A 21,536-nucleotide genomic window follows, 5' to 3' on the forward strand; every position below is an offset into this window, starting at 1 on the left:
TGATCGGCGCACGCCTCAACCGTGGTGCGGTGGTGCCTCGTTGCGCAGCCATTCGTCGTTTGACGCCCGCCGGATCAGATCCTCATCGCCGAACCTGTCCAGATCCTCGGGCGTGACGCGCACCCGCGGAGGTTTTGCCGGGGCCGGCGGCGGGGTTTCGGAGTCCATGACAGTGATTGTCTCTGATTTGAACGTCGGGTTGGGATTCGCGGTCGCTGCACCCCGGACAGCTAAGACGAACAATCCTGCTGTTTGGGATCGGTAGCGGATCCGCGCCGCTACTTTTCGCGTGACGACGCCAGACAATGGCGTCAGTGGATTTGAGCGAAAGAAGTTCCACGATGTGTGAATCTTCGGCTTCCAGCAAGCAGGCGACTGCCCTGGTGGGTGCGGTGTCACGGCTGAGACCACTAGTCGTCGGCTCGGCAATGACGGTGTTCGTCTATATCGGTCTGGGGCTTGCCGGTTTGGCGCTAGGCGCGGGGACGGCCCGGGCCGATTCGAGATGTGACCCGATCTGTCACGGCACTTGGTGCCCAGGCGAACCGGTGCCGTGGGCGGTGCGGGAGCTGGCCCAAACCTGGGACATGAACGTCTGCCATGACTTTCACCAGGTATCCGGTGGGGTCTACGCGGAGGGGCCGCTTCCGCCGGACGCGGTGCGGTGCCCGCCCATTTCGTTTTTGTGCCCCTGACCGGGGCGTGGTCGACGCGTTGAACGCCGATAGTGAAGCCTAGAAGCCCATCTTCTGGCATCTCACATTGTGATTCTGACAGACCATTCCGATCCGGCCTTGGCCTTCCAAGGCGCCCTCCGGATGGCTCTGATGCAACGCGCGTGGATCCTGGGCGGGGGGCTGGGTGAGGATGAGCAAATCGTCGATTATCGGGGGAGTCGCATCTTCTGGGTCCGCGTTGGCGATCGCGCTGCTACCCACCAGAGCCGTCAGCGCAATCAGGATTGCCGACACTGCGTGAGCGATTCTCCGAAGGGGCATTGATCAACCTCTCTGCCGCCTGCCACGAATTTCTGGCTAAGTGTGAAGTTTAGTCGCCAAGCGCAGCCATTAGCGATCCGGCAAACCAAGTAAGTACACGAATTGCACAACCACCCGCCACAAACCGACCGGGTCGTGTCCAGAGTGACGTCAGGGCTCCGGCGTTCCCTGAGAGTGACGTGTCTGCGTCGCGAACCAGCTACAAACGGGAAACAACTCTGATTTCTTCAACCAGCAAAGCCGTGAGGCGAATCGGGCGGTGCCTAGCGTATCGGCTGTGATGCCGATTTCCGCGGTGATTCGTCGTGCCGCGGTTCTCGCTGTGTGCCTAGTCGTATCGATTTCCGCGCCGTCGGCAGGTGCACAACCGGACGCCCAACCCCCGCCCGGTGCCGTGCCACCGGATGACGGGGCGGTGCCGCCTGGCACACCCGCCAAGATCACCACCCCTGACGGCTGGGTCGTGGCGCTCGGCGCGAAAGACGAGAAACACGTTCCGGTGGCGCCGATGACCACCGCGATCTCGTCTCGGGAGTACCTCTCCAGCGGGATCTTCGGCGCTTCGCTAACCGGGCCGGAAACCCCGCGGGGCATCCTCGAGGTCGGCTACGAGATTGGCTGCGGCATCGACATGAGCACCTCCAACGGCTTCGTCATGGCCAATAGCGGCGGTGTTGCCCCCTCGATCGGCGCCGAACTACCCCTGGGGCCCGGCCAGCCGCCGATTCTCATTCCTCTGATAACCGGGCAATACAACAACGTGGTCAGTGTGGGGCTCAAGCCCGGGTTCGTTGTCGTGGTGCCAGTGGTCAGAAAAGAGTTCAAGGGGGCAAATCCCTGGATCATGATCAGCGCCTTCCATCTCAAGATCGATGGGTGCGTTGGTCAATCGTTCGTCCGCTCGTACGCGACTCTGACCCGGATTACCGATGAATCCGACGTGGTGCTGTCCTACGTCGGCTCCACCAAGGCCGTCTGATCGCATCCCGGCCGATTCGGGTCGGTGGTCCTCGGAGCCCTTACTACGCCGGTGCGGCGGGCTCGATCAGAAGTGTCGGTACGTCGCACGTACCGTCCTTCACGCTGACCACGCGGGTGCCCGGCTTGCGTCCGACCCGAACCTCGGAGACGTCGAACCCGGCTTCGGCGAGGCGCCTTCGCGCGGCATCGGCGTCGGGGACGCGCCAGGACAGCCCCCACACCTGATCGGTTCGGGCTGGAAGCCGCGCGTCGCCCAGTGGCTGCGCGATCTCGATGGTGACTCCGCCCACGCGCAGGAACACCAGCCGCATGCCCCAGTCGGCAAAGCTGCGGTCCAGCGCGAGACGCAGGCCGAGCTGGTCGCGGTAGAGCGTGATTGCCGCATCGGCGTCGGATGTCTTGACCACGACGTGATCGATCCCGGTGACCACCGCATCCGGGGATCCGACTAGTGCGGCCTCGGCAAGGCGATCCGGCGACTCGTGCTCGATCGCGATCATCAACACCGCCCGGGTGCGGGTCTCCGGTAACAGCGCGCTGCGCCAGCGCCGCACCTGTCCGGTTTCGGAGTCGCGGCCGAGACCGGGGGACACCGGCGAGGGCTCGAGCCCGTTTGCGGCGAGCCGCGCATGCGCCGTGTCGAGATCGGCCGTCGCGAATGCGAGCCCGATCGGGCCCTCGCCGCGTTCATCGAGCTGCGCGGTGATCCGCTGCCCGAAGGGCCCATCGCCGCGCGGCGTGATCAGCTCGAGGTAGGTGTTGTCCAGCCGGAACAGCGTATTCGCTGTGCCCCAGCCGGGATGATCTCCGCGCCACGACGGGCTGCGGGACAACAGCGTGGCGTAGCGCCGCGTGGCGTTGTCGAGGTCGCGCACGGCGAGGATGACGTGGTAGAGCGCGTCGAACACATGCCCAGCATGCCTGATCGTCCTGAATGCTCGATCCGCCGGGTTGGCCCGGCGGGGTAGGGCCCGCTAACCGCCGCTCTCGCGGGCCTTGATCGCGTCTTGGGATATGTAGACGTCGAATTCGCCCGGTGCGGCGATGACGGCGTTGCCGTAGGCCGAGCGCACGAATGGCTTGGTCCACCACTTGCCGCCGCGCATTTCGGCGAAGAAGTTCCCGTCACCGCCGTTGAGGAAGATCTGGTGCTGTGTCGGTGAAACACCGTCGAGACGCTCACCAAACAGGCGGGTCACCTTGTAGCCGGAATGCATGCCCAAGATATTGACCCAATGGTGAAGCTCGACGATGTCGGCTTGCAGCACCCACATGTCGCCTTCGAGCTGATAGGTGTGGCGGCTATAGGCCTTGCCGGCATCGTCGTAGAGGGTGAGATCCACGTTGAGTTCATGCGCGGAGTTGCTGACCTGCGTCGCCACCACGTGGGCGGCCTTGACTTCGCCGGTCAACACCAAATACGTCTGCACCAGCGTGGCAAACCAGAGCATCAGTAGCGAAACAACCAGCAGCGCAACGCCGGTGACCGCTCGCCCGGGCCGGAATCGCAGTCGGCGCCCGCGCGCCGCCGCTCCCGAGCGGTCGCCGGAATGCACCTTCCGGCGTCGTCCGACCACCGACGACAGCAACATCACCACGGCGGCGACGGCGATGCCCGCCAGCACGATCTGCGCCAAGCCGAACTGGTGAGGGAAGTTCATATCCGTAGTTGTACCCGCTGAACCTCAATGCGAAGCCACGGCCTAGGGGTGTTCGCTAATTGCCCGCACCAGTCGTTGCCGGCCGCTGGGGGTGAGCCCGATGTCCTGAGTGCCTTGCCAGGTCTCGACATCGGCCAGAGTCTCTTCGCACCAACGCAATAGCAGATTGTTGAAGCCGGAGTAGAAGGACACGAGGCGTTCGTTGAGGTGCAGTCGCTGCGGGAACGGTCCTCCCGTCGCGAGCAGCTCCGCCACGAGCGGTAGACCTTCGGCGCGTACCGTGCGCGCTTGCCGTGCTGTCGCTTCGACGGCGGCGCGCAGATCGTCCATGTTTCCTTGGTCGGCGAGCATGACCCGAAGCAGTCCCTCGATTTCGAGCGTCGGGGGTGCCGGCTCCGTGCCGAGCCAGGCCTGTAGCGCGGCGCGGCCAGCGGGAGTGATCGTGTAGCGGGTGCGCCGCCGCCGCCCGCCCTCCACGTGCGCTTCGGCGTGTCCGCGTTCGACCAGACGCTTGAGCTCCGCGTACAGATGTCGCTCCGACCGGGGCCAAAACCAGTGCAGACTCCGCTTCGACTGGGCTACCAGCTCGTATGCCGTCCAGGGTTGCACGCCCAGCAATCCGAGGACTGCGAAAGAACTGGCAGTTGGTTGAGGCGTCATGCTATTGACAGTACCGCATGATGCAGCAAATAATACTGCACTATGCAGTAACGCCCTCCCGCAAGGAGATCGTGATGAACGCAGCCGAGTGCATCGCCCTTGTCGACACCTCCCGAGATGAGTTACGAGATCGAATTTCGCTGGCACACAAGCGATTTGATCGCCTCATTCGCACCGCGGACCCGCTGGCCCGACCGCCGGGCCACGATTGGACAGTGCAGCAGATCGCGGCCCATGTGCTGACACTGGCGCACCGCTATCACCAGATCGCGCGGGGGCGTGACTATCGGCACGCGGGCAGCGCAAGTGCTGTCGCCGCACTCAATCAGTCCGAGCTGGAGGCGGTGCTGGCCCCGGTGTCCGAACTCGCCGATCAGCTTCAGGCACTGCTTCCGGAGATCGACGCCTTCTTCGACGCGAACAGCGACGACCGGCTGGCCATCCCGTTTCATGGCTGCGGCTTCATGTCAACCAACACCGCGCAGACCAACTTGTTGGGTGAATTCCTCCTGCACGGCCAGGATGTCGCGCAAGCGGTAAAGCTGCCCTGGGACCTACCCGAACGCGACATGGCGCTGATACTGCGGGGGGCAAGGGAGATGGTGCCCATCTACCTACGCCCTGGGGTGGGCGCCAACGTCGATATTTGTGTGGCCTTCCAGGTCCCCGCGGCGCGCCCGTATCTCATCCATATTCACGACGGAACCGCCGAGATGCGCGAACGCCGGCCTGAGGACCGCCCCGACGCGGTGTTGCGGGCACCCGCGTCGACCATGACTCAGCTGCTCTATCAACGCATCGGGCAGTTCGCCGCCGTCCGCCGCGGTCTGTGGCTGACCGGTGGCCGGCGGCCCTGGGTGGCACTCAAACTCATGACGTATTTCGAACGGGCCTGACCCGCCCCGCGCGCCATCAATGGTCCGCGGCGCAGGTCAGGGGAAATCAGGAACATTTACCAGACAGATCATTTGCCAACCCATATACGGCATTTGTCTGCTCTTCCATGTAATCGAAGCTGCCCCAAGTGCCCGCCTCTGGCCAAGCCAGGCTGGTCGAGCCGTCATCCAACCAGTAGAGCCCTTCGACCGATTTCTGCAGATTGTTTGAAGCACGGTCCAGCCTGCCGAGAAGAGGTTCTAAACCGGGGACGTTGTGGTCGGCATTGAGATCCTGAAGGCGCAAAATACCTTGACGCATTGTGTTTAGCTGTCCTGTGGCGTCCCGCCGCTGCCATCCGCCGGATAAGTACGGCGAACTGATTATCCTGCGTGTCTCGTTGATTCCGGGCGACACTTGGTTGTCGAGAATATTGCGAATTTGATCGGGCACTGCAAAAGGAACGGAACCCTGGGGTGCGGCCCCCGCTTTTGGTGCATTGCACACGAGCGGGAAGATGGCTACTGCGATAGATAGTGCGATGAGTCGTAGGGGCACGACGGAACTCCTGATCGGATCACTAATCACTGAACTCCTGCTAAATGATGACCGTCTGGGTTTGATTAAACGGTTGAGCAGGATTCGGCTGGTCGACTCAACGTTACCTGTGGCGGTTATCGAGGCGATGTTTCTGGCGCGATTCTAACGGGTTGCAATCACCCTGTAAATTCCTTTTACGAATTTTTTGAGTCAGATTTGTCTTGTCCGAATTTAGTTGAATTCTCGCCGGTCGGAGCGCATTCAATATGAGCACCCCGCAGCGTGTTCCGCGCCGGCCGGTAGCCCCCCGTGTCCCCTCGCGCCTGCGCATTAGAGCCCTCTCGAAGGCGTCGAAGATGTACGTTGCTGCAAAGGGGCCGCTGAAGTGCTGATCGAGGGGGACCGCTAGTGAGTTTCTGGATGTGGCCGCCCGAGGTGAATTCGGTGCTGCTGCTTGATGGGCCGGGGCCGGGGCCGATGCTGGAAGCGGCCGCCGCCTGGGACGGGATCGGTACCGAGTTGAGCGCCGCGGCCTCCGCATTTGGCTCGGTGACCTCAGAGCTGGCTGGCCAGGCCTGGCAAGGCCCGGCATCGGCGTCGATGCGGGCCGCGGCGGTCCGATACCTGGATTGGCTGGGGGGCACCGCCGCTCAGGCCGAGCAGTCGGCAACCCAAGCCCGGGCGGCGGCCGTCGCATATGAGGCGGCACTGGCAACCATCGTGGACCCCGGATTGATCGTGGCCAACCGCGGGCAGCTGGTGTCGCTGGTGTTCTCGAACCTGTTCGGCCAGAATGCGCCGGCGATCGCGGCCGCTGAGGCCGCGTATGAACAGATGTGGGCTCAGGATGTCGCGGCGATGGGTGGCTACTACTCCAGCGCGTCGGCGACGGTCGCGGCGCTGGGGCCGTGGGCCCGAGCGCTGGAGAATCTGCCAGGCGAATTCGCCCGAGCCCTGGACAACGGTCTTGTCCTGGTCGAGCAGGAGATCGAACAGGCCGCCACAACATTGGCCACCGAATTCACCCAGGTGTCCAACACGCTGTTCACCACGATCTTTGGGGCGCCGGCCGATCCTCCCTTCGCGGCATCGCAGACCGGGACATTTACCGGCACCCCGTTGCTGATAACCAGATTTGAAAATACTGCGCTGTTGCCGCTAAAGCCACTGCTGAGTGTGTCCGGGCTCGACAGTCAAATTGCGGTTCCCGGCAACCCGCTGCTGGCGTTGGTTGCCAGCGACATCCCGCCGCTGTCGTGGTTTATCGGCAATTCCCCGCCGCCGCTGTTGAACTTGCTACTGGGCGAAACGGTGCAGTACAGCACATATGACGGGATGAGCGTCGTGCAGATCACGCCGGCTCAACCAACCGGGGACTACGTGGTCGCCATTCACGGTGGCGCATTTATCTTTCCGCCCTCTTTTCTGCACTGGATCAATTATTCGGTGATGGCCCACCAGACCGGCGCGACCGTTCAGGTGCCGATCTACCCGTTGCTGCAGGAAGGGGGTACGGCCGGCACCGTGGTACCGGCGATGGCCGGCCTCATCTCAAACCAGATCATGCAACATGGTGCCGCCAACGTCAGCGTGATCGGCGACTCCGCGGGCGGCAACCTGGCGCTGAGCGCGGTCGAATACATGGCGAGCCAGGGGAGCCAAGTGCCGTCGTCGATGGTTTTGCTGTCGCCATGGCTGGACCTTGGGATGACCAATCCAAATATTGCTTTCGTCCAGGACCCGCTCCTCCCGTTCGGGCCCGCACAACAGATCGGCAAGGCGTGGGCGGGCAATCTCGCCGTGACCGACCCGATGGTGAGTCCGCTATACGGGTCGCTGAGTGGACTTCCGCCCACCTACGTCTACGCGGGGTCGCAGGAAATCCTCGCCCCGGACGTTCTCGTCCTGCAGCAAGAAGCCGCAGCCATCGGAGCCCCGTTCAACTTCGTGTTGGCTCATGGCCAGATTCACGACTGGGTGTTGCTGACGCTGGACGGTCCGAGATACCTCGCGCAGATCAACCAGGAACTCGGCATCGCGGCCTGAATGCGGGATGCGCCGTTGACTGCTGTCGCCGCCGCTGATGCCGGCGCCATCGAACAGAATTGAACCCATGGCTCCCACTTCGGTGTCGAACGCCCGGATCGAGAAGGCAGTCCTCGACGCACACGAGAAGCAGAAGAACAAGCACGGCGGCAAGAACGCCGACTACATTCCGATTCTGGCGCAGGTGCCCTCGACCCTATTCGGAGTGTCCGTCGCTACCGTCGACGGACAGGTCTTCACCGCGGGTGATGCGGGGTACGAGTTTGCGCTGGAATCGATCTCGAAGATCTTCACTCTTGCGCTGGTGATCGAACAACGCGGTCCCCGAGAGCTGCGCCTCAAGGTTGGCGCGGACCCAACCGGTGAGGCGTTCAACTCGGTGCTGGCGCTCGAGCTGCACAACGACAAACCGATGTCGCCGCTTGTCAATGCCGGCGCGATATCGACGACCAGCCTGGTGGACGCCGTTGGTCCCGAGGACCGCTGGCGCCAGATCGTCGGGGCGCAAAGCGATTTCGCGGGACGTCAGATCTCGATCAGCGAGGAGATCAACGCCTCCGAGCAGGCCACCAACTTTCACAATCGCGCCATCGCCTGGCTGCTGCGCGGCAGCGGATACATCTACTGCGATCCGATGGAAGCCTGCGACATCTACACCCGCCAGTGCTCGACGTTGGTCACGACGGCGGACCTGGCTGTGATGGGGGCGACGCTGGCCAACGGCGGGACGAATCCGATCACCGGCAAGCGAGTGATCGCACGCAAGAATGTTCCGCATGTGCTCGCCGAGATGACGATGGAAGGTGTCTACACCCGCTCGGGCGACTGGGCCTATACGGTCGGGTTGCCCGCCAAGAGCGGCGTAGGCGGCGGGCTGGTCGCCGTCGCGCCGGGGCAGCTGGCGATAGCGGCCTTCTAGCCGCCGCTGGACAAGGTGGGCAACAGCGTTCGCGCCCAAGCCGCTGTGGCCCAGATCGCAGACACCCTGCAACTCGGGCTGTTCAACGTTCCCGGCGAGGAAGACGAATAGGGGACTCGGCTCGGCCGCCCAAACCGCGAGCAGTGCCGAGATGGGGACCTTCGGCCGTGGCGGTGACCGGTGCGTGCCGACGAGAATCGCGTGATGGCCCAACGCGAGCTCGAAGAACTCTCCGACGCCGAATGCTTTGAGCTGCTCGCTACCGGGCGGGTTGGCCGACTGGTGTACCAAGACGACCTCGGACCGGTCGCCGTTCCCGTCAACTACGCGATGGCCGGACACGACATCGTCGTCCGAGTTGAGGGGGGCGCGAAACAAGCGGCGATGGCCCAACCGATGCTCGCTTTCGAGGTCGACCATGTCGACGAGGGCCAGCAGCCGGCATGGAGTGTCCTGGTGCGCGGTCCCGGGGCAGAGGTCGACATGGAACGGATTCCGGCGCTACTGCGAGAGACGGATGGCCACTTCCCCAAGCCGTGGGCGCTCGGCATCCACAACGTCTGGCTTCGGATTGTGCCCACAACCATCACCGGGCGGCGGCTCGGCGGGCAGCGTCGGTCGTGGTGACCTGCTACAGCAACGGGACGAACGACAGCAGGGAAAGCAGCAGTATCAGGGGGACACCGGAATTGGCGGTGCCGGAATTGAGGACACCGGAGTTCAACGAACCGATGTTCAGCACACCCGAGTTGTAGCCGCCCAAGGTGAAGAAGCCCGCGTTGCTGCCATCGCTGCCCGCGTTGACGAAGCCGGTGTTGTAGCCGCCGTTACCGACGTTGAAGAATCCCGTGTTGTTTCCGCCGTTGCCAAGGTTCAACAAGCCGGTGTTGCCGCCACCGGCGCCCGAGTTGAAGAAGCCCGCGTTGCTCCCGCCGGCCCCCAAGTTGAAGAATCCCGAGTTGTAGCCGCCGCTGCCCACGTTGAACAAGCCCGAGTTGTGGCCGCCGCTGCCCACGTTGAACAAGCCCGAGCTAGTTGACCCGGCGTTGAAGAAGCCCGAGTTCGCGACGGTTTGGGTGATCGCACTGCCCAAGCCGGTGTTGAGATCACCCGAGTTCCACATGCCGGTGTTGATATCGCCCGCATTCCAGAAACCAGTGTTGTAGCCGCCCGCGTTGAAGGCGCCCGTATTGTGCGCGCCCGAGTTGAAGCTGCCCACGTTGAACCCGCCCAAGACGAAGTTGCCCGAGTTGAAGCTACCCAGGTTGCTGGTGCTCGAGTTGAAGCTGCCCGCATTGAAGCTGCCCGAGTTTCCCACGCCGAAATTGTTGATTCCCGAGTTGCCGAATCCCACGTTGAACCCCGAGCCCGCGTTGAGGCCCGAGTTCCCGATGCCAGTATTGAGCGCGCCGGAATTCCCGATGCCAATGTCGATGAAGCCCGAGTTGCCAAAGCCGGTATCGATGGCACCCGAGTTTCCGATGCCCCAGTTCCCGACCCCGGAGTTGAAGAAACCAACATTGCCGGTGCCGGAGTTGCCGAAGCCGAGATTGCCGCTGCCGGAATTCAGCCCCCCAAACCCCATCTGATTGTTGCCGGTAAGGCCGATGCCGATGTTTCCCGAACCGGTGTTGCCGAAGCCGACGTTGTTGTTGCCGGTGTTCCCGAAGCCCATGTTGTCGCTGCCGCGGTTTGCCAGGCCCACATTGTTGTCGCCCTGATTTCCCCAACCCTGGTTTTGGTTGCCGATGTTGCCGCTGCCGGTATTGCCGCTGCCCAGGTTCCCGTTGCCGAAGTTGTCGTTGCCCGCGGTTCCCCCCAGCCCCGCGTTTCCGAAGCCCACGTTGTTATCGCCGTGATTTCCGCTGCCCTGGTTGTAGTTGCCGGTGTTGCCGCTGCCCCAGTTGGAGTTTCCGAGATTTCCGCTGCCGACGTTGCTGTCACCGCGGTTGCCGCTACCGAGATTGCCGTTGCCGGTGTTGCCGCTACCCAGGTTGGTGTTGCCGGTGTTGCCGCTGCCCAGGTTTTGGGTGCCGACGTCGCCACTGCCCACGTTGCTATCGGTGTTGCCGATGCCCAGGTTGGGCCAACCATTCGCGGCCGCAGCGGCGGTGGCTGAGCCAGCCAGTTGCCCCGGCAGGCCGGGCAGGCTCTGCAGCCACTGCTGCCATGGCGCCAACTGCGCGGCCGCCGCCGACGCGCCGCCGTGATAACCCACCATCGCGGCCACGTCGGCGGCCCACATCGCCTCATATTCGGCCTCGGTGGTCGCGATTGCCGGCGCGTTCAGCCCCAACAGATTCGACCGCACCAGCGACACCAGCTGGGCGCGGTTGGCCGCCACCAGCATCGGATGCACCGTGGCCGCTCGGACCGCCTCGAACGCTGCTGCCACCACCTTGGCCCGCGCGGACACATCACCGGCGCGGGCGGCCGCTAAACCCAGCCAGCCCGCATAGGGAGCGGCCGCGGCGGCCATCGCCGCCGCCGCGGGGCCCTGCCACGACCCGCCCGTCAGCCCCGACGTCACCGACGAAAACGCGGCCGCCGCCGTGCTCAACTCGTCGGCCAACCCGTCCCAGGCGGCTGCGGCCGCCAGCATTGGCCCGGACCCCAGGGCTCCGGCGTTAATCCACAATCCCCCAGCTCACAAGCCTGCTAATCAACAACGCCGGAGCCCTGCACAATTCCCCAGCTCACAAGCCCGCTAATCAACAACGCCGGAGCCCTGGCCCGGACCCCGTGCCAGCGAATATCCGTAGCGAATTGATCTCTGGTGGCAACACCGAAAAGTTCATCACTGTCGTCCTCGTACCAGTGCCTTCTCAGCGTCGGGGGCAATTGCTCGTTGTCACCGTGGCGCTATTTGAAAGCGTAATTTTAATGACTGACTTGGCGGCATGTTGCCGCCTTTGAAGAGAAAAGCTCGACCGCATCGTCGACGCGGTGGCGTCGGCCGGGCTCGGATGCCCGCGGTTTGCGCGACGCCCGTGACCAGTGTTTCGCGTCAGGGCGGGGACGTGTTCATTTGCGGTCCTTCGCGGTAGTCAGGCCGAAGACGGTTCGGATGATTCGCGAAATATTTGCATTCGCTCGCGGCTACCAATCCCAACAACGCATCCAAACCTAGGAATCAGGCCCGGACTCCAACAGTCGCAATGGGTGCAGGCCATCAACCGCGCCAACGAACGGGGGATGGATGCTGTAGCCGAGCATCCGGCGAATGTCGTCGGAGACCGCTCGGGCAATTTCGCGCGATATTGACAGGGTGTAGGCCTCCATCGGGCGCAGCCACGGTTCGCAGTACTGGGCGGTGACGGCCAGACGCTCGCTGGTGCTGGTATTGGCGCCACCACCATGCCAGAGGGTGCCGACGAAGAAGACGCACGAGCCGGCAGGCATCACGACGGGCAGCACCTGATCGTCCGGGCCCGGCGGACGTCTGCCCCAACGATGGCTGCCGGGGATGACCACCGTGGCGCCATTGTCGGCGGTGAAGTCGTCGATCGCCCAGATCGTCGCCGCCGCCAACGGTGCCCTGGGCCGCGGAATCGGGTAGAACCCGTCGTCATGGTGAGGTAGCTGCGCGTCTTCTCCGGGCAGAATGTTGATCGCCTGCAATGCCGAAAGCAGGTAGTTGGGCATCAATATCCGATCGAGCACCGCCAGCACCCGTGGATGATCGGCAAGCCGGTCGCACACTCGCGTCCTGCTCAACACGCTGTAGATGCGTTGGGTGCGCCGGCCCTCAAACGAGTTACGTCCGGTGTGCTCGAGCCAGGGTCGCACGACCTCTTGGATCAGCCGGCACTGCTCGGCACTGAGCAGGTTCTCCCAGATGACGTAGCCGTCGCGGTCGAGGGCCGCCATGTCGGCCTCGATGGTCGCGCTGTCGACCGAGCTTCCGCCGCTTGGCGTCCATTTGTAGCGGTGCGCCAGATCGCCCTTGAGGTCTTCCAAGGTTGTGACGGCTTCGTCATCAATGCTCATTGGCACTCGTCCTTTTCCCGCTGGCACCAACGGCGGCCAGCCCTGCGCGGCGACGGCTCGCACCACCACAGTAAGCCGACGATGGCCGAAATGGGTCAGACCAGGCGGCGGCTGACGGCTCGATCGGTACCCTGGCGCCATGAAGACGTTGCTGTCAGCCCTGTCGCTGGTGATCGCGCTGGCTGGTCCAGCCGCACTTCCGGGCATTATCGCCACGGCGCAGGCCGAACCGGTCATGTTCGAGCCCGACTGGCCCAATCACCAGGAGCAAGCCGAACAAACGATATGCCTGGCTCTGGCGCAAGGCTGGCCACGCACCCAGATTGTCTACGTCGCCGAACACGCAAACGACATCGACCAGACGGGACTGAGCGTGCCTGAGGCCGCCCGGCTGGCCGACACGTGGATCGACGAGGCGCACAACACCCTTTGCCCAACACTTGCCCTGGATTGACCGTTCGGCGGCGCCGCACCTTCTGACTAGCCAGCTATCAGCTGCATACCAACTTCGACTCAGATCTGCGACATTCCCTCGTCCCGCCCTTGTCGGCCCGTGCAATCGCCTGTGTACTCGGTGAGGTCAGGGCTCATCGAATGCCCGGAGATCGGCCGCGATGAGGTCTGCGACAACGCATTCCGGGGAGAGGAGGCAGTGCTTCCATGCGAATAGTTGGTTGGGCAGCGACGGTCGCTGTCCTGGCCGCCTTGAATCCGCTGGCGCCACCGGCACAAGCGGAACCGACCTGTGGGGTCAACCTCAATGCCCCAGAGATCCAGGCAGCGATCAAGTCATTGCCAACCCTGCCGCAGAGCTACCCGTGGGACACCAATCCGCGCAGCTTCGATCCGAGTAGCAACTACAACCCGTGTTCCACACTGTCGGCGGTCATCATCAGCGTTGAAGGCGCGACGGGCAGCTCACCGGACCTCGTTCTGCTTTTTCACAACGGCACCTCCGCCGGTATTGCCACCACAAAGGCGTATTCGTTTACGACGCTGAATGCGGCGAAGACAACCGATGACACGGTGGCCCTCGACTACAAAGACGGCAGAGACGTCTGCACGGCGTGCCCCGGACCGATCACGACGGTGAGGTACGAGTGGAAGGGCGACCACGTCGCGATGTTGGACCCGGCGCCGGCTTGGTGACCCACGCCTGTCGTCAGTCCTGGGTTCGGGCGCCGGTCAGCGACTGGATGGACTGTATTTCGCTCTCTCGGTAGGGCCGTCCTTCGGGTTGCAGAAGATCGCTGAACCATACCTTCGGGGGCTTGGTGTACGGATGATCCCAGGAATCCCACGGTAGGTAGGTCTGAGTCTTACCGGCGACCAAACCCCAATTGAAGGCGCCGACGTTGCGACGCTTGGCGATTGGTAGCACCCCCTCCACACTGCTGCCCTGGGAGCGCGCCAGGTACTCGGTGCAGATGATCGGCCGCCCCAGCGGCGCAAGTTCGTCGATACGGGCCTCAAAGCCGGCCGGTGCCGCGTAGCTGTGAAATGTGATGACGTCGGCATTGTCGAGCTGGATGCTGGCGATGGTGGAGCGCTTGCCCGGATCCGACCAATTTCCCTGCCAGACACCGCTTGTCAAGGGCTGGCTGGGATCGACCTCGCGCGCCCACTGAAACACCTGGGGGAGTAGCTCCGCGACCCGCTCCAGCTTGTCCTTTCTCTCCACCTTTCGGTACACCTTCGCCGGATTGTCGGGCTCATTCCACAAGTCCCAGCCCAATACGCGGTTGTCGTTGCGGAACTGGTTCAACACTCCAGTCACGTAGCCGTGCAGAACGGCCTGGTAGCTGGGGTCGCCGAGGTGTTCGGCGCCGGGGCTTTGCACCCAACCCGAGTTGTGCACGCCGGGCCTTGGCGCACGCTGCTGACCCAGCTTGGGGAACGGGTCCCAACAGGAGTCGAACAAGACGAAAAGAGGTTTGATGCCGTGGCGCGCCGCGATGGCGACGAATTGTGCCAGCCGAGTCTGAAAGCCCCTTTGATCCGAGGCCCACAACTGATCGTGCAGGAAGACTCGCATGCTGTTGAACCCGATCAACCGGGCCAAGCCCAGCTCTCTGTCGATGCGCCGCGGATCGTAGGTGGCGGGCTGAAACATCTCGAGCTGATTGATGGCGTTGGCGGTGATGTAGTTGGCGCCGACGATCCAGCCTTGGGTCTGGTACCAGGTGTTGGCGCGCTCAGCCGACCACCGGCCTGCCACAGCGGTGGCGCGGGGGGTCTGGGCCAGCGCGGCGCCGGCCGCCAGCAGCAGCGGCAGTTTGAGAGCCGTTCGACGTTGCACCAAGTGACGATAATTTCGCGGGCGATCTGTCCGGTCTTGCGCGCTGACGTGTCTAGGCATGCTTATCGATTCGCAACAACCTGGGATTGCAAATTGTTATCTCCTGAACACCATCCAGGCTACCCGGCCGGCGGGGTGAAGTCTCGGCGCAACGCCGTGGATTGTCTTGTGCCACACCGGCCGAGCGCACTGTGTAGGATGGCTTGAGCGTCTTGTCGAAGACGTCTCGGGAGACTCTGTGGTGCCGCGCGTCTGCGCGCTCAGTTTGGCGCGGCTACCGCGTCCCCGAAGCCGGGCCCGGCTTCGGGTGTGACATTGCGTGCGGTGATCTCTTCGCCGCAGTGGGCGTAGATCAGGCGCGGCTCGACGAACTGGCCGCAATGGTGACGCAACACAATCGGTGGGCCGTCGGGGTTCGGCAAGTGCTTGTCGCCCCACTGCATGAGGACGACGATCGCGGCGAACAGTTCGTGGCCGGTGTCGGTCAGCCGGTACTCGTGGCGCTCCGGATCCTGGGAGTAAGGCACCCGGTCCAGCAGGCCCGCATTGACGAGCATCCGCGGCCGCGATGACAGGGTGGGGCGCGGAATGTTGAGGTTGCGGGCGAGCTGGCCGAAGCGCTGCACGCCGAAGAACGCCTCGCGCAGGATCAATAGGGTCCAGCGCTCGCCGACCAGCTCGAGGGCACGGCCAACCGACTCCCCTTCGAAGCGGTGGGACAGATCGGCGGCGCCCATGGTTCAACAACTGTACCCGGTTCAATTTCTGAACCATGGTGGTAACTTGACGGAACCGCCGTCATTACCAGGAGTCCTGATGAATCAGCCGGACCTGAGCGCCGCACCACTGCGCAGAGCAGATAGCGAGATGGAGAACCTCGCCGAGAAGATCGCCCTGACGGCGCGGGAGATGTCGGCGGAGATCGACCGCGATCGCAGACTGCCCGACGAATTGGTGGCGCGGCTTGGCGAGGCAGGATTGCTGCGCGCCACGATGCCGCGCGAGGTACAGGCGGCAGAGCTGGCCCCCGGACCGGCGCTGCGGTGTGCCGAAGCGGTGGCGCGCGGCGATGCTTCAGCGGGATGGTGCGTGTCGATCGCGATCACCAGCGCGTTGTTGGTCGCCTATCTACCGGCGTCCAGTCGCGACGAAATGTTCGGTGCCGGGCGAAGTGTCGCCGCGGGTGTGTGGGCACCGCGAGGTAAGGCGAAGTCGGTCGACGGCGGTGTTGTGGTGTCCGGGCGCTGGCCGTTCTGCAGCGGGATCAACCACGCGGACATGATGTTCGCCGGTTGCTTCGTGGAGGGCGAGCCGGTGCCATCGGTGGTGGCGCTACCCAAAGACGATCTGCGCGCCTTGGACACCTGGCACACCCTGGGGCTGCGCGGTACCGGCAGTCACGATTGCGTTGCCGAGGAGGTCTTCGTCCCCGCCGATCGAGTGTTCTCGGTGTTCGACGGTCCCACCATTGACAGGCCGCTGTATCGCTTCCCGGTGTTCGGCTTCTTTGCGCTTTCGATCGGCGCGGCGGCGCTGGGCAACGCGCGCGCCGCGATTGACGACTTGGTCGAGTTGGCCGGCGACAAGAAAGGGCTGGGGGCCAAGCGCACCTTGGCCGAACGGTCGGCCACCCAAACGGCGGTCGCGACGGCCGAGGCGGCACTTGGTGCGGCGCGTGCACTGTTTTACGAGGCGATCGACTCGGCCTGGCAAGCCAGCCACAATCCCGATCCGGTGCCGGTGCCGGTGCCGGTGCCGGTGCCGGTGCCGGCGCCGGTGGCGCTGCGCAACCGGCTACGGCTGGCGGCCACCCACGCGGCGCGGACCTCTGCCGACGTCGTGCGCACCATGTATGACCTGGCCGGGAGCAGCGCGATCTACGATGGCTCACCACTGCAACGCCGGTTTCGCGACGCGTTTACCGCCACCGCCCATTTCCAGGTCAACGAGGCATCCCGCGAACTGCCGGGGCGCGTCTTGCTCGGCCAGCACTGCGATACCTCGATGCTGTGACCGATTTAGAAGTCGCGCTACCGTTTTGGCTGGACCGGCCCGACGACGAGGCGATGTAGGTGGCGCTGGCGGCGTCGAACGCCGGTTTCGACGTGCTGTGGGTTGGGGAAATGGCCACCTACGACGCGTTTGCCCTTGCCACCGCGATAGGGCTGGGTGCACCCGGAATGGGCTTGAAGATCGGACCGCTGGCCGTCGCCGTTCGCGGCCCGGTGGGGCTGGCGCTGGGCGTCAGTTCGGTCGCCTCTCTCACCGGTAGCCGGGTCGATATCGCCCTGGGCGCCTCCAGCCCGGCGATAGTGGCCGGTTGGCATGATCGGCCGTGGGCACACCACGTGCCGGTGATGCGGGAAACCATGGAATGCCTGCGGTCGATACTGGGTGGGGCGCGCGTCGACTACCACGGGCGCCATGTCGCCAGCCACGGCTTTCGGCTGCGCAACCCGCAGCAGGAGACTCGAATTGCGTTGGGGGCCTTCGGCCCTGGCATGATTCGCCTGGCGGCAAGGCGAGCCGATGAGGTGGTGCTCAACCTCGCATCGCCGGCTCGGGTGGCGGAGGTTCGTCACGCCATCGACTCCGCGGCCGCCGCAGCGGCAGGTCGCGCCGCACCGCGGCTGACGGTATGGGTGCCCGTTGCCGTTGATCCCGGTGCCGCCGCGCACGCTCAGCTGGCGGCGCAGCTGGCGGTCTATCTCGGCCCGCCCGGCTACGGCGAAATGTTCAGTGCACTGGGCTTTGACCGCCTCGTCGGTGCCGCGCGCGCCGGGGCGAGCCGTCGAGAGTTGGCTGCCGCCATCCCCGTCGAACTGCTCGAGCAGGTGGGGGCATTGGGCACCGCCGAGCGAGTCGCCGCCCGGCTGCGGGACTACGAAGAGGCCGGCGCGGACTGCCTGGCACTGGTGCCCTGCACTGCCGAAGATCCGGCGGGCCGGGCAACGCTGAACGCACTGTCGAGGAAGGGTGAATCGTGACGCTGGTCAATACCGTGTGCCGGCTGGCCGCGCGCCCGATCGGATTGCCCAAGCCATCGGACTGGGAGGTCGCCGACGAACCCGTTGGCGGTCCGGCCGATGGGGAGTTTTTGGTGCGCGTTGAGTATCTGTCGGTCGATCCGGCGATGCGGACGTGGATGAACGCGGGGCGGTCCTACGTGGCGCCGGTGCAGATCGGCGAGGTGATGCGCGCGGGCGGCATCGGGCGCGTGATCGATTCTCGCCACCCGGATTTCGCGGCCGGCGACGAGGTGTACGGAATGTTCGGGGTGCAGCGTTACGCGCATTCCGACGGTAGCGGTGTGACGCGCGTGGACACCACCCTCGCGCCGGCCCCGGTGCATCTGGGCGCCCTGGGCATCAGCGGTATAACGGCCTACTTCGGGCTCCTCGACGTCGGTCGCCCGCAACCCGGTCAGACCGTCGTCGTCTCCGGAGCCGCCGGTTCGGTGGGCAGCATCGTCGGACAGGTAGCCCGGATTGTGGGTTGCCGGGCGATCGGCATCGCCGGCGGTGAGCAGAAATGTCGTTGGCTGGTAGAAGAGCTTGGCTTCGACGCCGCCATCGACTACCAAGCCGGGGATCTGCGCCGTCAGCTGAAGATGCATGCCCCCAATGGCATTGACGTCTTTTTCGACAACGTCGGGGGAGAGGTGCTCGAGGCGGGGTTGTCACGTCTGGCCCGCGGAGCGCGTGTCGTAATTTGCGGAGCCATCTCCCAGTACAACGCCGCCGGGGAGCTGCACGGGCCGGCCAACTACATGCAGTTGCTGGTCGCACGCGCCTCGATGACCGGGTTCGTGGTCTTCGACTACGCGGATCGATATGGCGAAGCCGTTGGGCAGCTGGCGAATTGGCTGGCTAGCGGTGAGCTGCGCGCCCGCGAGCAGGTGGTTGCGGGCGATGTCGGCGACTTTCCTGAGGTGCTGTTGGCGCTGTTTCGGGGTGAGAACACCGGCAAACTCGTGCTCGCGCCGCGCTAGCGATTCGGACGGATCGGACCGTCACGATAGCGGCCATTCATGGACTGGGGCCCCGCTGCGCGCGTGCTCGACGTATCGCCGGGTCATCTCGTGCAGCGCCGAGATGCGTTCCAGTCCGCGTTCTTCGAGGTGGCGCACCGTTTCCGTCTGCCAGGCCGCGCCGGTGCGGCCGCTGCGAACCCGCGCTTCGATGACACCGAGGTACCGGTCGCGGTCGTGGGCGTCCACGCCCCACGCGTCGAGTCCGGACGCGGCGGCCGGCAGCAGGACGTCGCGGGTGAGCTGTGCTGCGGGCTGGTCGGTGCCCTGCCAACTCAATTGCGCCGCCAGCCCGTCGCGTGCCGCGCGGTGCAGGTCTCGCTCGGCCACCGCGAAAGGGGTCTGTTCCCACGGAGTGCGGTCACTGTCAGCGATTGCGCGCACCAGTCCGTAGTAGAAGGCGGCATTGGCGACCATGTCGACTGCGGTGGGCCCGCTGGGCAGCACCCGGTTCTCGATTCGCAGCTGCGGGCTGCCGCCCTGGACGTCGTAAACGGGGCGGTTCCACTGCCACACCGTGCCGTTGTGCAGCCGAAGCTCATGGAGCACCGGAGCTTGCCCGGCCTCGAGGGCAGCGTCGGGATCTTCTGCCTCCAGGGTTGGGAACAGGGGCGGGTACTCGCGCACCAGGTGGTCGAAGAGGTCCACGGGGTCGCTGATCCATCCCTCCCCGAGCCGGACGCGCGCCGGTGCGCTGGCCTTGACCTCGCTGGGGCGGCGGGAGTCGAGTAGCTGCTCCACCAGCGTGATTCGGGTCTCCTGCCAGGCGTGCCGGCCGAGCAAGAACGGGGAATTGGCGGCCACCGCGACCTGCGCTCCGGCGATCAGTTGGGCCGCGTTGAAATAGGCCGCAAATCGGTCCCGGTGCGCCCGCAAGTGCAGCTGCAGGCTGGTTGCGGAGGCTTCGGGCGCGACCGAGTCGGTGGTGAATTCGACCGGCTCGGGTGCGTCGCTGATGTGCACCCGGAACGGCCGGTGGCGAGCGGTGCGGATGCGGCGGCTCAGCAGCTCGTAGCGCGGGTTGGTGGAGAGCCGTTCGGCGGTCATGTGGTCGGCGCTCAGGGTGGGAAGCATGCCAACCGCGATCAGGTGGGTGCCCAGGCTTTCGATCCGCGCGCCGGACCCGTCGAGCACGTCGGCAAGAAGTTGTTCGCTGTCCCGGAGCACGTGGCCCATTAGCGGGTGGGGCGGCAGGTTCAACTCGACATTGAACTGGCCAAGCTCGTGCTGCATATCGGTTCGGTCCAAGGCCTGTAGAACCGCGTCGTTGACCAGTCGCGGCCGGCCCAGCGGGTCCACCAGGTCGAGTTCCACCTCCATGCCGATGGTGTCCTCGTGGCCGGCAAACCAGCCGGCCTCGACCATTTGCCGCAACACCGCGACTGAACGCGTGAGCCGGCGCCGGACGTCATCTCCGTGCCCGAGAACCAACGCGGACGCGTCGATGCGATCACCCACGGGCCTACCTTCCCTCCCGCACACCCGGCCATCAGTTGCTTGTGCCGGTATACCTAATTCGCAAACTAGGCGTCATCGCGGGGTTTGGCGACTCGGACCCCGGATTGGGTGTGGGCGCCCACGGAAGGCCAGCACATACGCCACTCCCGCTCGGTGATTCCGCCGAGCGCCGTGCGGTCGGGTTCTTCGGTGGCATCGGGCGCGCGGCGCCTGGCGGCGATCGTGTCCTCGGCACGGCGCACCGAGTCCATGAACTCCAGGACCGCCGCCCGCAGCTCGCCTTCCGAATCGATGTCAGGTGACACCACGACGGAGGTGAGCGTCGCCGGGACCAGGTCCATCGGCAGGCCAGCCCTGACTGCGCGTTCGATCACCTTCTGGGCCAGAGCCAACGCGGGCTGACCATGAAACAGGTCGTGCATCACCGAGCCCGCCCGTTTGTCTGCCTTTTTGCCCTTCTCCCACTGCGCCACCTGCTCCTGGAATAAGGGCGAATTGCCCGCCAGCACTCCGCGGCGCCGGTTGCCCAGCTTGCGTATCAGGGTGTCGGCCACGTCATCGATGGCGAAGGGGCGTCGCGGCGCGTCCTGCGCGATCCGAGCCTGGAAAAGTACCTGCAGGAGCAAGGCGCCGAGTTCTTCGCGTAGCTGGCCGGCATCTGCGCTACGCAGCGCATCCAGCAGCGCATAGGTTTGGCTCAGCAAATAGCGGCTAACCGAGACGTGGGTCTGCGCGGCTTCCCACGACCCAGCTGTGCGTAGTTCGTCCACTGCCGCAACGGCATCGATCAGGCGCTCACCGCACTGTGGGTGCGGTATGGAGATCAGCCGGTCACCGGCGACCAACCGTGCCGTAACCGCAGGATGTGTTGGATCGGAGGACAACAACACGGTGGCGTGGCTTCCGGCGCGCACGGGGCGCGCCGCGGGCAGCAGCCGAGTCAACGCGGCCGGTATTTCCTCGGTGTACTGCACCTGCTGCCGCAGCACTTCGAGGGCTTCCATTGGTACCAGCAAATAATGCGGGTCAATCAGTACGACAGTCATCACACAGCCGGCTCCGCGTTCGACGGTGACAT

At 64.7% G+C, this 21,536-nt stretch carries 21 protein-coding genes and 2 pseudogenes; 11 read left to right on the plus strand and 12 right to left on the minus strand.

Features of this window, described 5'->3' with window-relative positions; all coding sequences use genetic code 11:
• Positions 1-15: 15 nt before the first annotated feature.
• Positions 16-168, minus strand: coding sequence for a hypothetical protein (locus tag MMSP_RS27475; protein ID WP_015354987.1), 153 nt, complete (start codon positions 166-168; stop codon positions 16-18).
• A gap of 173 nt (positions 169-341) precedes the next feature.
• Here MMSP_RS27475 and MMSP_RS25815 point away from each other — a divergent pair, with 173 nt between their 5' ends.
• Positions 342-695 (plus strand): hypothetical protein, encoded by a 354-nt coding sequence (locus MMSP_RS25815; protein ID WP_012393378.1) that lies wholly within the window; start codon positions 342-344, stop codon positions 693-695.
• 39 nt (positions 696-734) lie between these two features.
• Here MMSP_RS25815 and MMSP_RS09050 read toward each other — a convergent pair whose 3' ends face one another.
• Positions 735-998, minus strand: coding sequence for a hypothetical protein (locus tag MMSP_RS09050; RefSeq protein ID WP_011740366.1), 264 nt, complete (start codon positions 996-998; stop codon positions 735-737).
• A gap of 280 nt (positions 999-1,278) precedes the next feature.
• On the opposite strand from MMSP_RS09050, the gene MMSP_RS09055 reads away from it, so the two are divergent.
• Entirely contained in the window at positions 1,279-1,977 is a 699-nt protein-coding gene (locus MMSP_RS09055; RefSeq protein WP_188069285.1) for an MspA family porin, read from the plus strand.
• A gap of 43 nt (positions 1,978-2,020) precedes the next feature.
• On the opposite strand, the gene MMSP_RS09060 is transcribed toward MMSP_RS09055, so the two are convergent.
• From MMSP_RS09060 to MMSP_RS09070, 3 genes are all read right to left on the minus strand, one after another.
• The gene (locus tag MMSP_RS09060; protein WP_020786377.1) at positions 2,021-2,887 is read right to left on the minus strand and encodes a VOC family protein; all 867 of its coding nucleotides are present in this window, start codon (positions 2,885-2,887) and stop codon (positions 2,021-2,023) included.
• Between the two features lie 66 nt (positions 2,888-2,953).
• A complete protein-coding gene (locus tag MMSP_RS09065; RefSeq protein ID WP_020786378.1) occupies positions 2,954-3,640 on the minus strand; it encodes a hypothetical protein in 687 nt (228 codons plus the stop codon).
• A gap of 42 nt (positions 3,641-3,682) precedes the next feature.
• A complete protein-coding gene (locus MMSP_RS09070) occupies positions 3,683-4,300 on the minus strand; it encodes a PadR family transcriptional regulator (protein ID WP_036426368.1) in 618 nt (205 codons plus the stop codon).
• A gap of 74 nt (positions 4,301-4,374) precedes the next feature.
• Here MMSP_RS09070 and MMSP_RS09075 point away from each other — a divergent pair, with 74 nt between their 5' ends.
• Positions 4,375-5,196, plus strand: a complete 822-nt coding sequence (locus MMSP_RS09075) for a maleylpyruvate isomerase N-terminal domain-containing protein (protein ID WP_020786380.1) — start codon at positions 4,375-4,377, stop codon at positions 5,194-5,196.
• 46 nt (positions 5,197-5,242) lie between these two features.
• Here MMSP_RS09075 and MMSP_RS25820 read toward each other — a convergent pair whose 3' ends face one another.
• The gene (locus MMSP_RS25820; RefSeq protein ID WP_235065716.1) at positions 5,243-5,734 is read right to left on the minus strand and encodes a hypothetical protein; all 492 of its coding nucleotides are present in this window, start codon (positions 5,732-5,734) and stop codon (positions 5,243-5,245) included.
• Between the two features lie 402 nt (positions 5,735-6,136).
• Here MMSP_RS25820 and MMSP_RS09085 point away from each other — a divergent pair, with 402 nt between their 5' ends.
• From MMSP_RS09085 to MMSP_RS09095, 3 genes and pseudogenes are all read left to right on the plus strand, one after another.
• Entirely contained in the window at positions 6,137-7,762 is a 1,626-nt protein-coding gene (locus MMSP_RS09085) for a PPE family protein (protein WP_020786381.1), read from the plus strand.
• A gap of 67 nt (positions 7,763-7,829) precedes the next feature.
• Positions 7,830-8,792: pseudogene (gene glsA, locus MMSP_RS09090) on the plus strand (glutaminase A).
• 93 nt (positions 8,793-8,885) lie between these two features.
• Positions 8,886-9,308: a pyridoxamine 5'-phosphate oxidase family protein gene (locus MMSP_RS09095; protein ID WP_036427187.1), complete on the plus strand. Its 423-nt coding sequence runs from the start codon at positions 8,886-8,888 to the stop codon at positions 9,306-9,308.
• A 4-nt stretch (positions 9,309-9,312) separates the two neighbouring features.
• On the opposite strand, the gene MMSP_RS09100 is transcribed toward MMSP_RS09095, so the two are convergent.
• Together MMSP_RS09100 and MMSP_RS09105 are read right to left on the minus strand one after the other, a co-directional pair.
• A complete protein-coding gene (locus tag MMSP_RS09100; RefSeq protein WP_036426371.1) occupies positions 9,313-11,319 on the minus strand; it encodes a PPE family protein in 2,007 nt (668 codons plus the stop codon).
• A 488-nt stretch (positions 11,320-11,807) separates the two neighbouring features.
• On the minus strand, positions 11,808-12,671 hold the full coding sequence (locus MMSP_RS09105; protein WP_036426372.1) for a phytanoyl-CoA dioxygenase family protein: 864 nt from the start codon (positions 12,669-12,671) through the stop codon (positions 11,808-11,810).
• A 139-nt stretch (positions 12,672-12,810) separates the two neighbouring features.
• On the opposite strand from MMSP_RS09105, the gene MMSP_RS09110 reads away from it, so the two are divergent.
• Positions 12,811-13,125: a hypothetical protein gene (locus MMSP_RS09110; RefSeq protein ID WP_015354997.1), complete on the plus strand. Its 315-nt coding sequence runs from the start codon at positions 12,811-12,813 to the stop codon at positions 13,123-13,125.
• Between the two features lie 206 nt (positions 13,126-13,331).
• Entirely contained in the window at positions 13,332-13,820 is a 489-nt protein-coding gene (locus tag MMSP_RS09115; protein WP_015354998.1) for an LppP/LprE family lipoprotein, read from the plus strand.
• 13 nt (positions 13,821-13,833) lie between these two features.
• On the opposite strand, the gene MMSP_RS09120 is transcribed toward MMSP_RS09115, so the two are convergent.
• Both MMSP_RS09120 and MMSP_RS09125 read right to left on the minus strand, forming a co-directional pair.
• Positions 13,834-14,970 (minus strand): cellulase family glycosylhydrolase, encoded by a 1,137-nt coding sequence (locus MMSP_RS09120; RefSeq protein WP_020786387.1) that lies wholly within the window; start codon positions 14,968-14,970, stop codon positions 13,834-13,836.
• 260 nt (positions 14,971-15,230) lie between these two features.
• Positions 15,231-15,707, minus strand: coding sequence for a helix-turn-helix domain-containing protein (locus tag MMSP_RS09125; protein ID WP_020786388.1), 477 nt, complete (start codon positions 15,705-15,707; stop codon positions 15,231-15,233).
• Between the two features lie 79 nt (positions 15,708-15,786).
• Between MMSP_RS09125 and MMSP_RS09130 the strand changes: the two genes are divergently transcribed.
• The 3 genes and pseudogenes from MMSP_RS09130 to MMSP_RS09140 all read left to right on the plus strand — a co-directional run bounded on the left by MMSP_RS09130 (position 15,787) and on the right by MMSP_RS09140 (position 18,961).
• Positions 15,787-16,983 (plus strand): acyl-CoA dehydrogenase family protein, encoded by a 1,197-nt coding sequence (locus MMSP_RS09130; RefSeq protein WP_020786389.1) that lies wholly within the window; start codon positions 15,787-15,789, stop codon positions 16,981-16,983.
• Positions 16,980-17,957 (plus strand): annotated as a pseudogene (locus tag MMSP_RS09135) (LLM class F420-dependent oxidoreductase). Before MMSP_RS09130 ends, MMSP_RS09135 begins: the two are co-directional and overlap by 4 nt.
• Entirely contained in the window at positions 17,954-18,961 is a 1,008-nt protein-coding gene (locus MMSP_RS09140) for an NADP-dependent oxidoreductase (RefSeq protein WP_020786391.1), read from the plus strand. Before MMSP_RS09135 ends, MMSP_RS09140 begins: the two are co-directional and overlap by 4 nt.
• Before the next feature lie 21 nt (positions 18,962-18,982).
• Here the strand turns inward: MMSP_RS09140 and MMSP_RS09145 are convergent, their stop codons facing one another.
• Both MMSP_RS09145 and MMSP_RS09150 read right to left on the minus strand, forming a co-directional pair.
• Complete coding sequence (locus tag MMSP_RS09145) at positions 18,983-20,458, minus strand: hypothetical protein (RefSeq protein WP_020786392.1); 1,476 nt, start codon at positions 20,456-20,458, stop codon at positions 18,983-18,985.
• A gap of 65 nt (positions 20,459-20,523) precedes the next feature.
• Positions 20,524-21,504 carry a nucleoside triphosphate pyrophosphohydrolase gene (locus tag MMSP_RS09150; protein WP_036426373.1) on the minus strand — a complete coding sequence of 327 codons (981 nt, stop codon included), beginning with the start codon at positions 21,502-21,504 and terminating at the stop codon, positions 20,524-20,526.
• Between the last annotated feature and the right edge of the window lie 32 nt (positions 21,505-21,536).

The organism is Mycobacterium sp. 012931 (assembly GCF_000419295.1).
Lineage (GTDB): Bacteria > Actinomycetota > Actinomycetes > Mycobacteriales > Mycobacteriaceae > Mycobacterium > Mycobacterium marinum.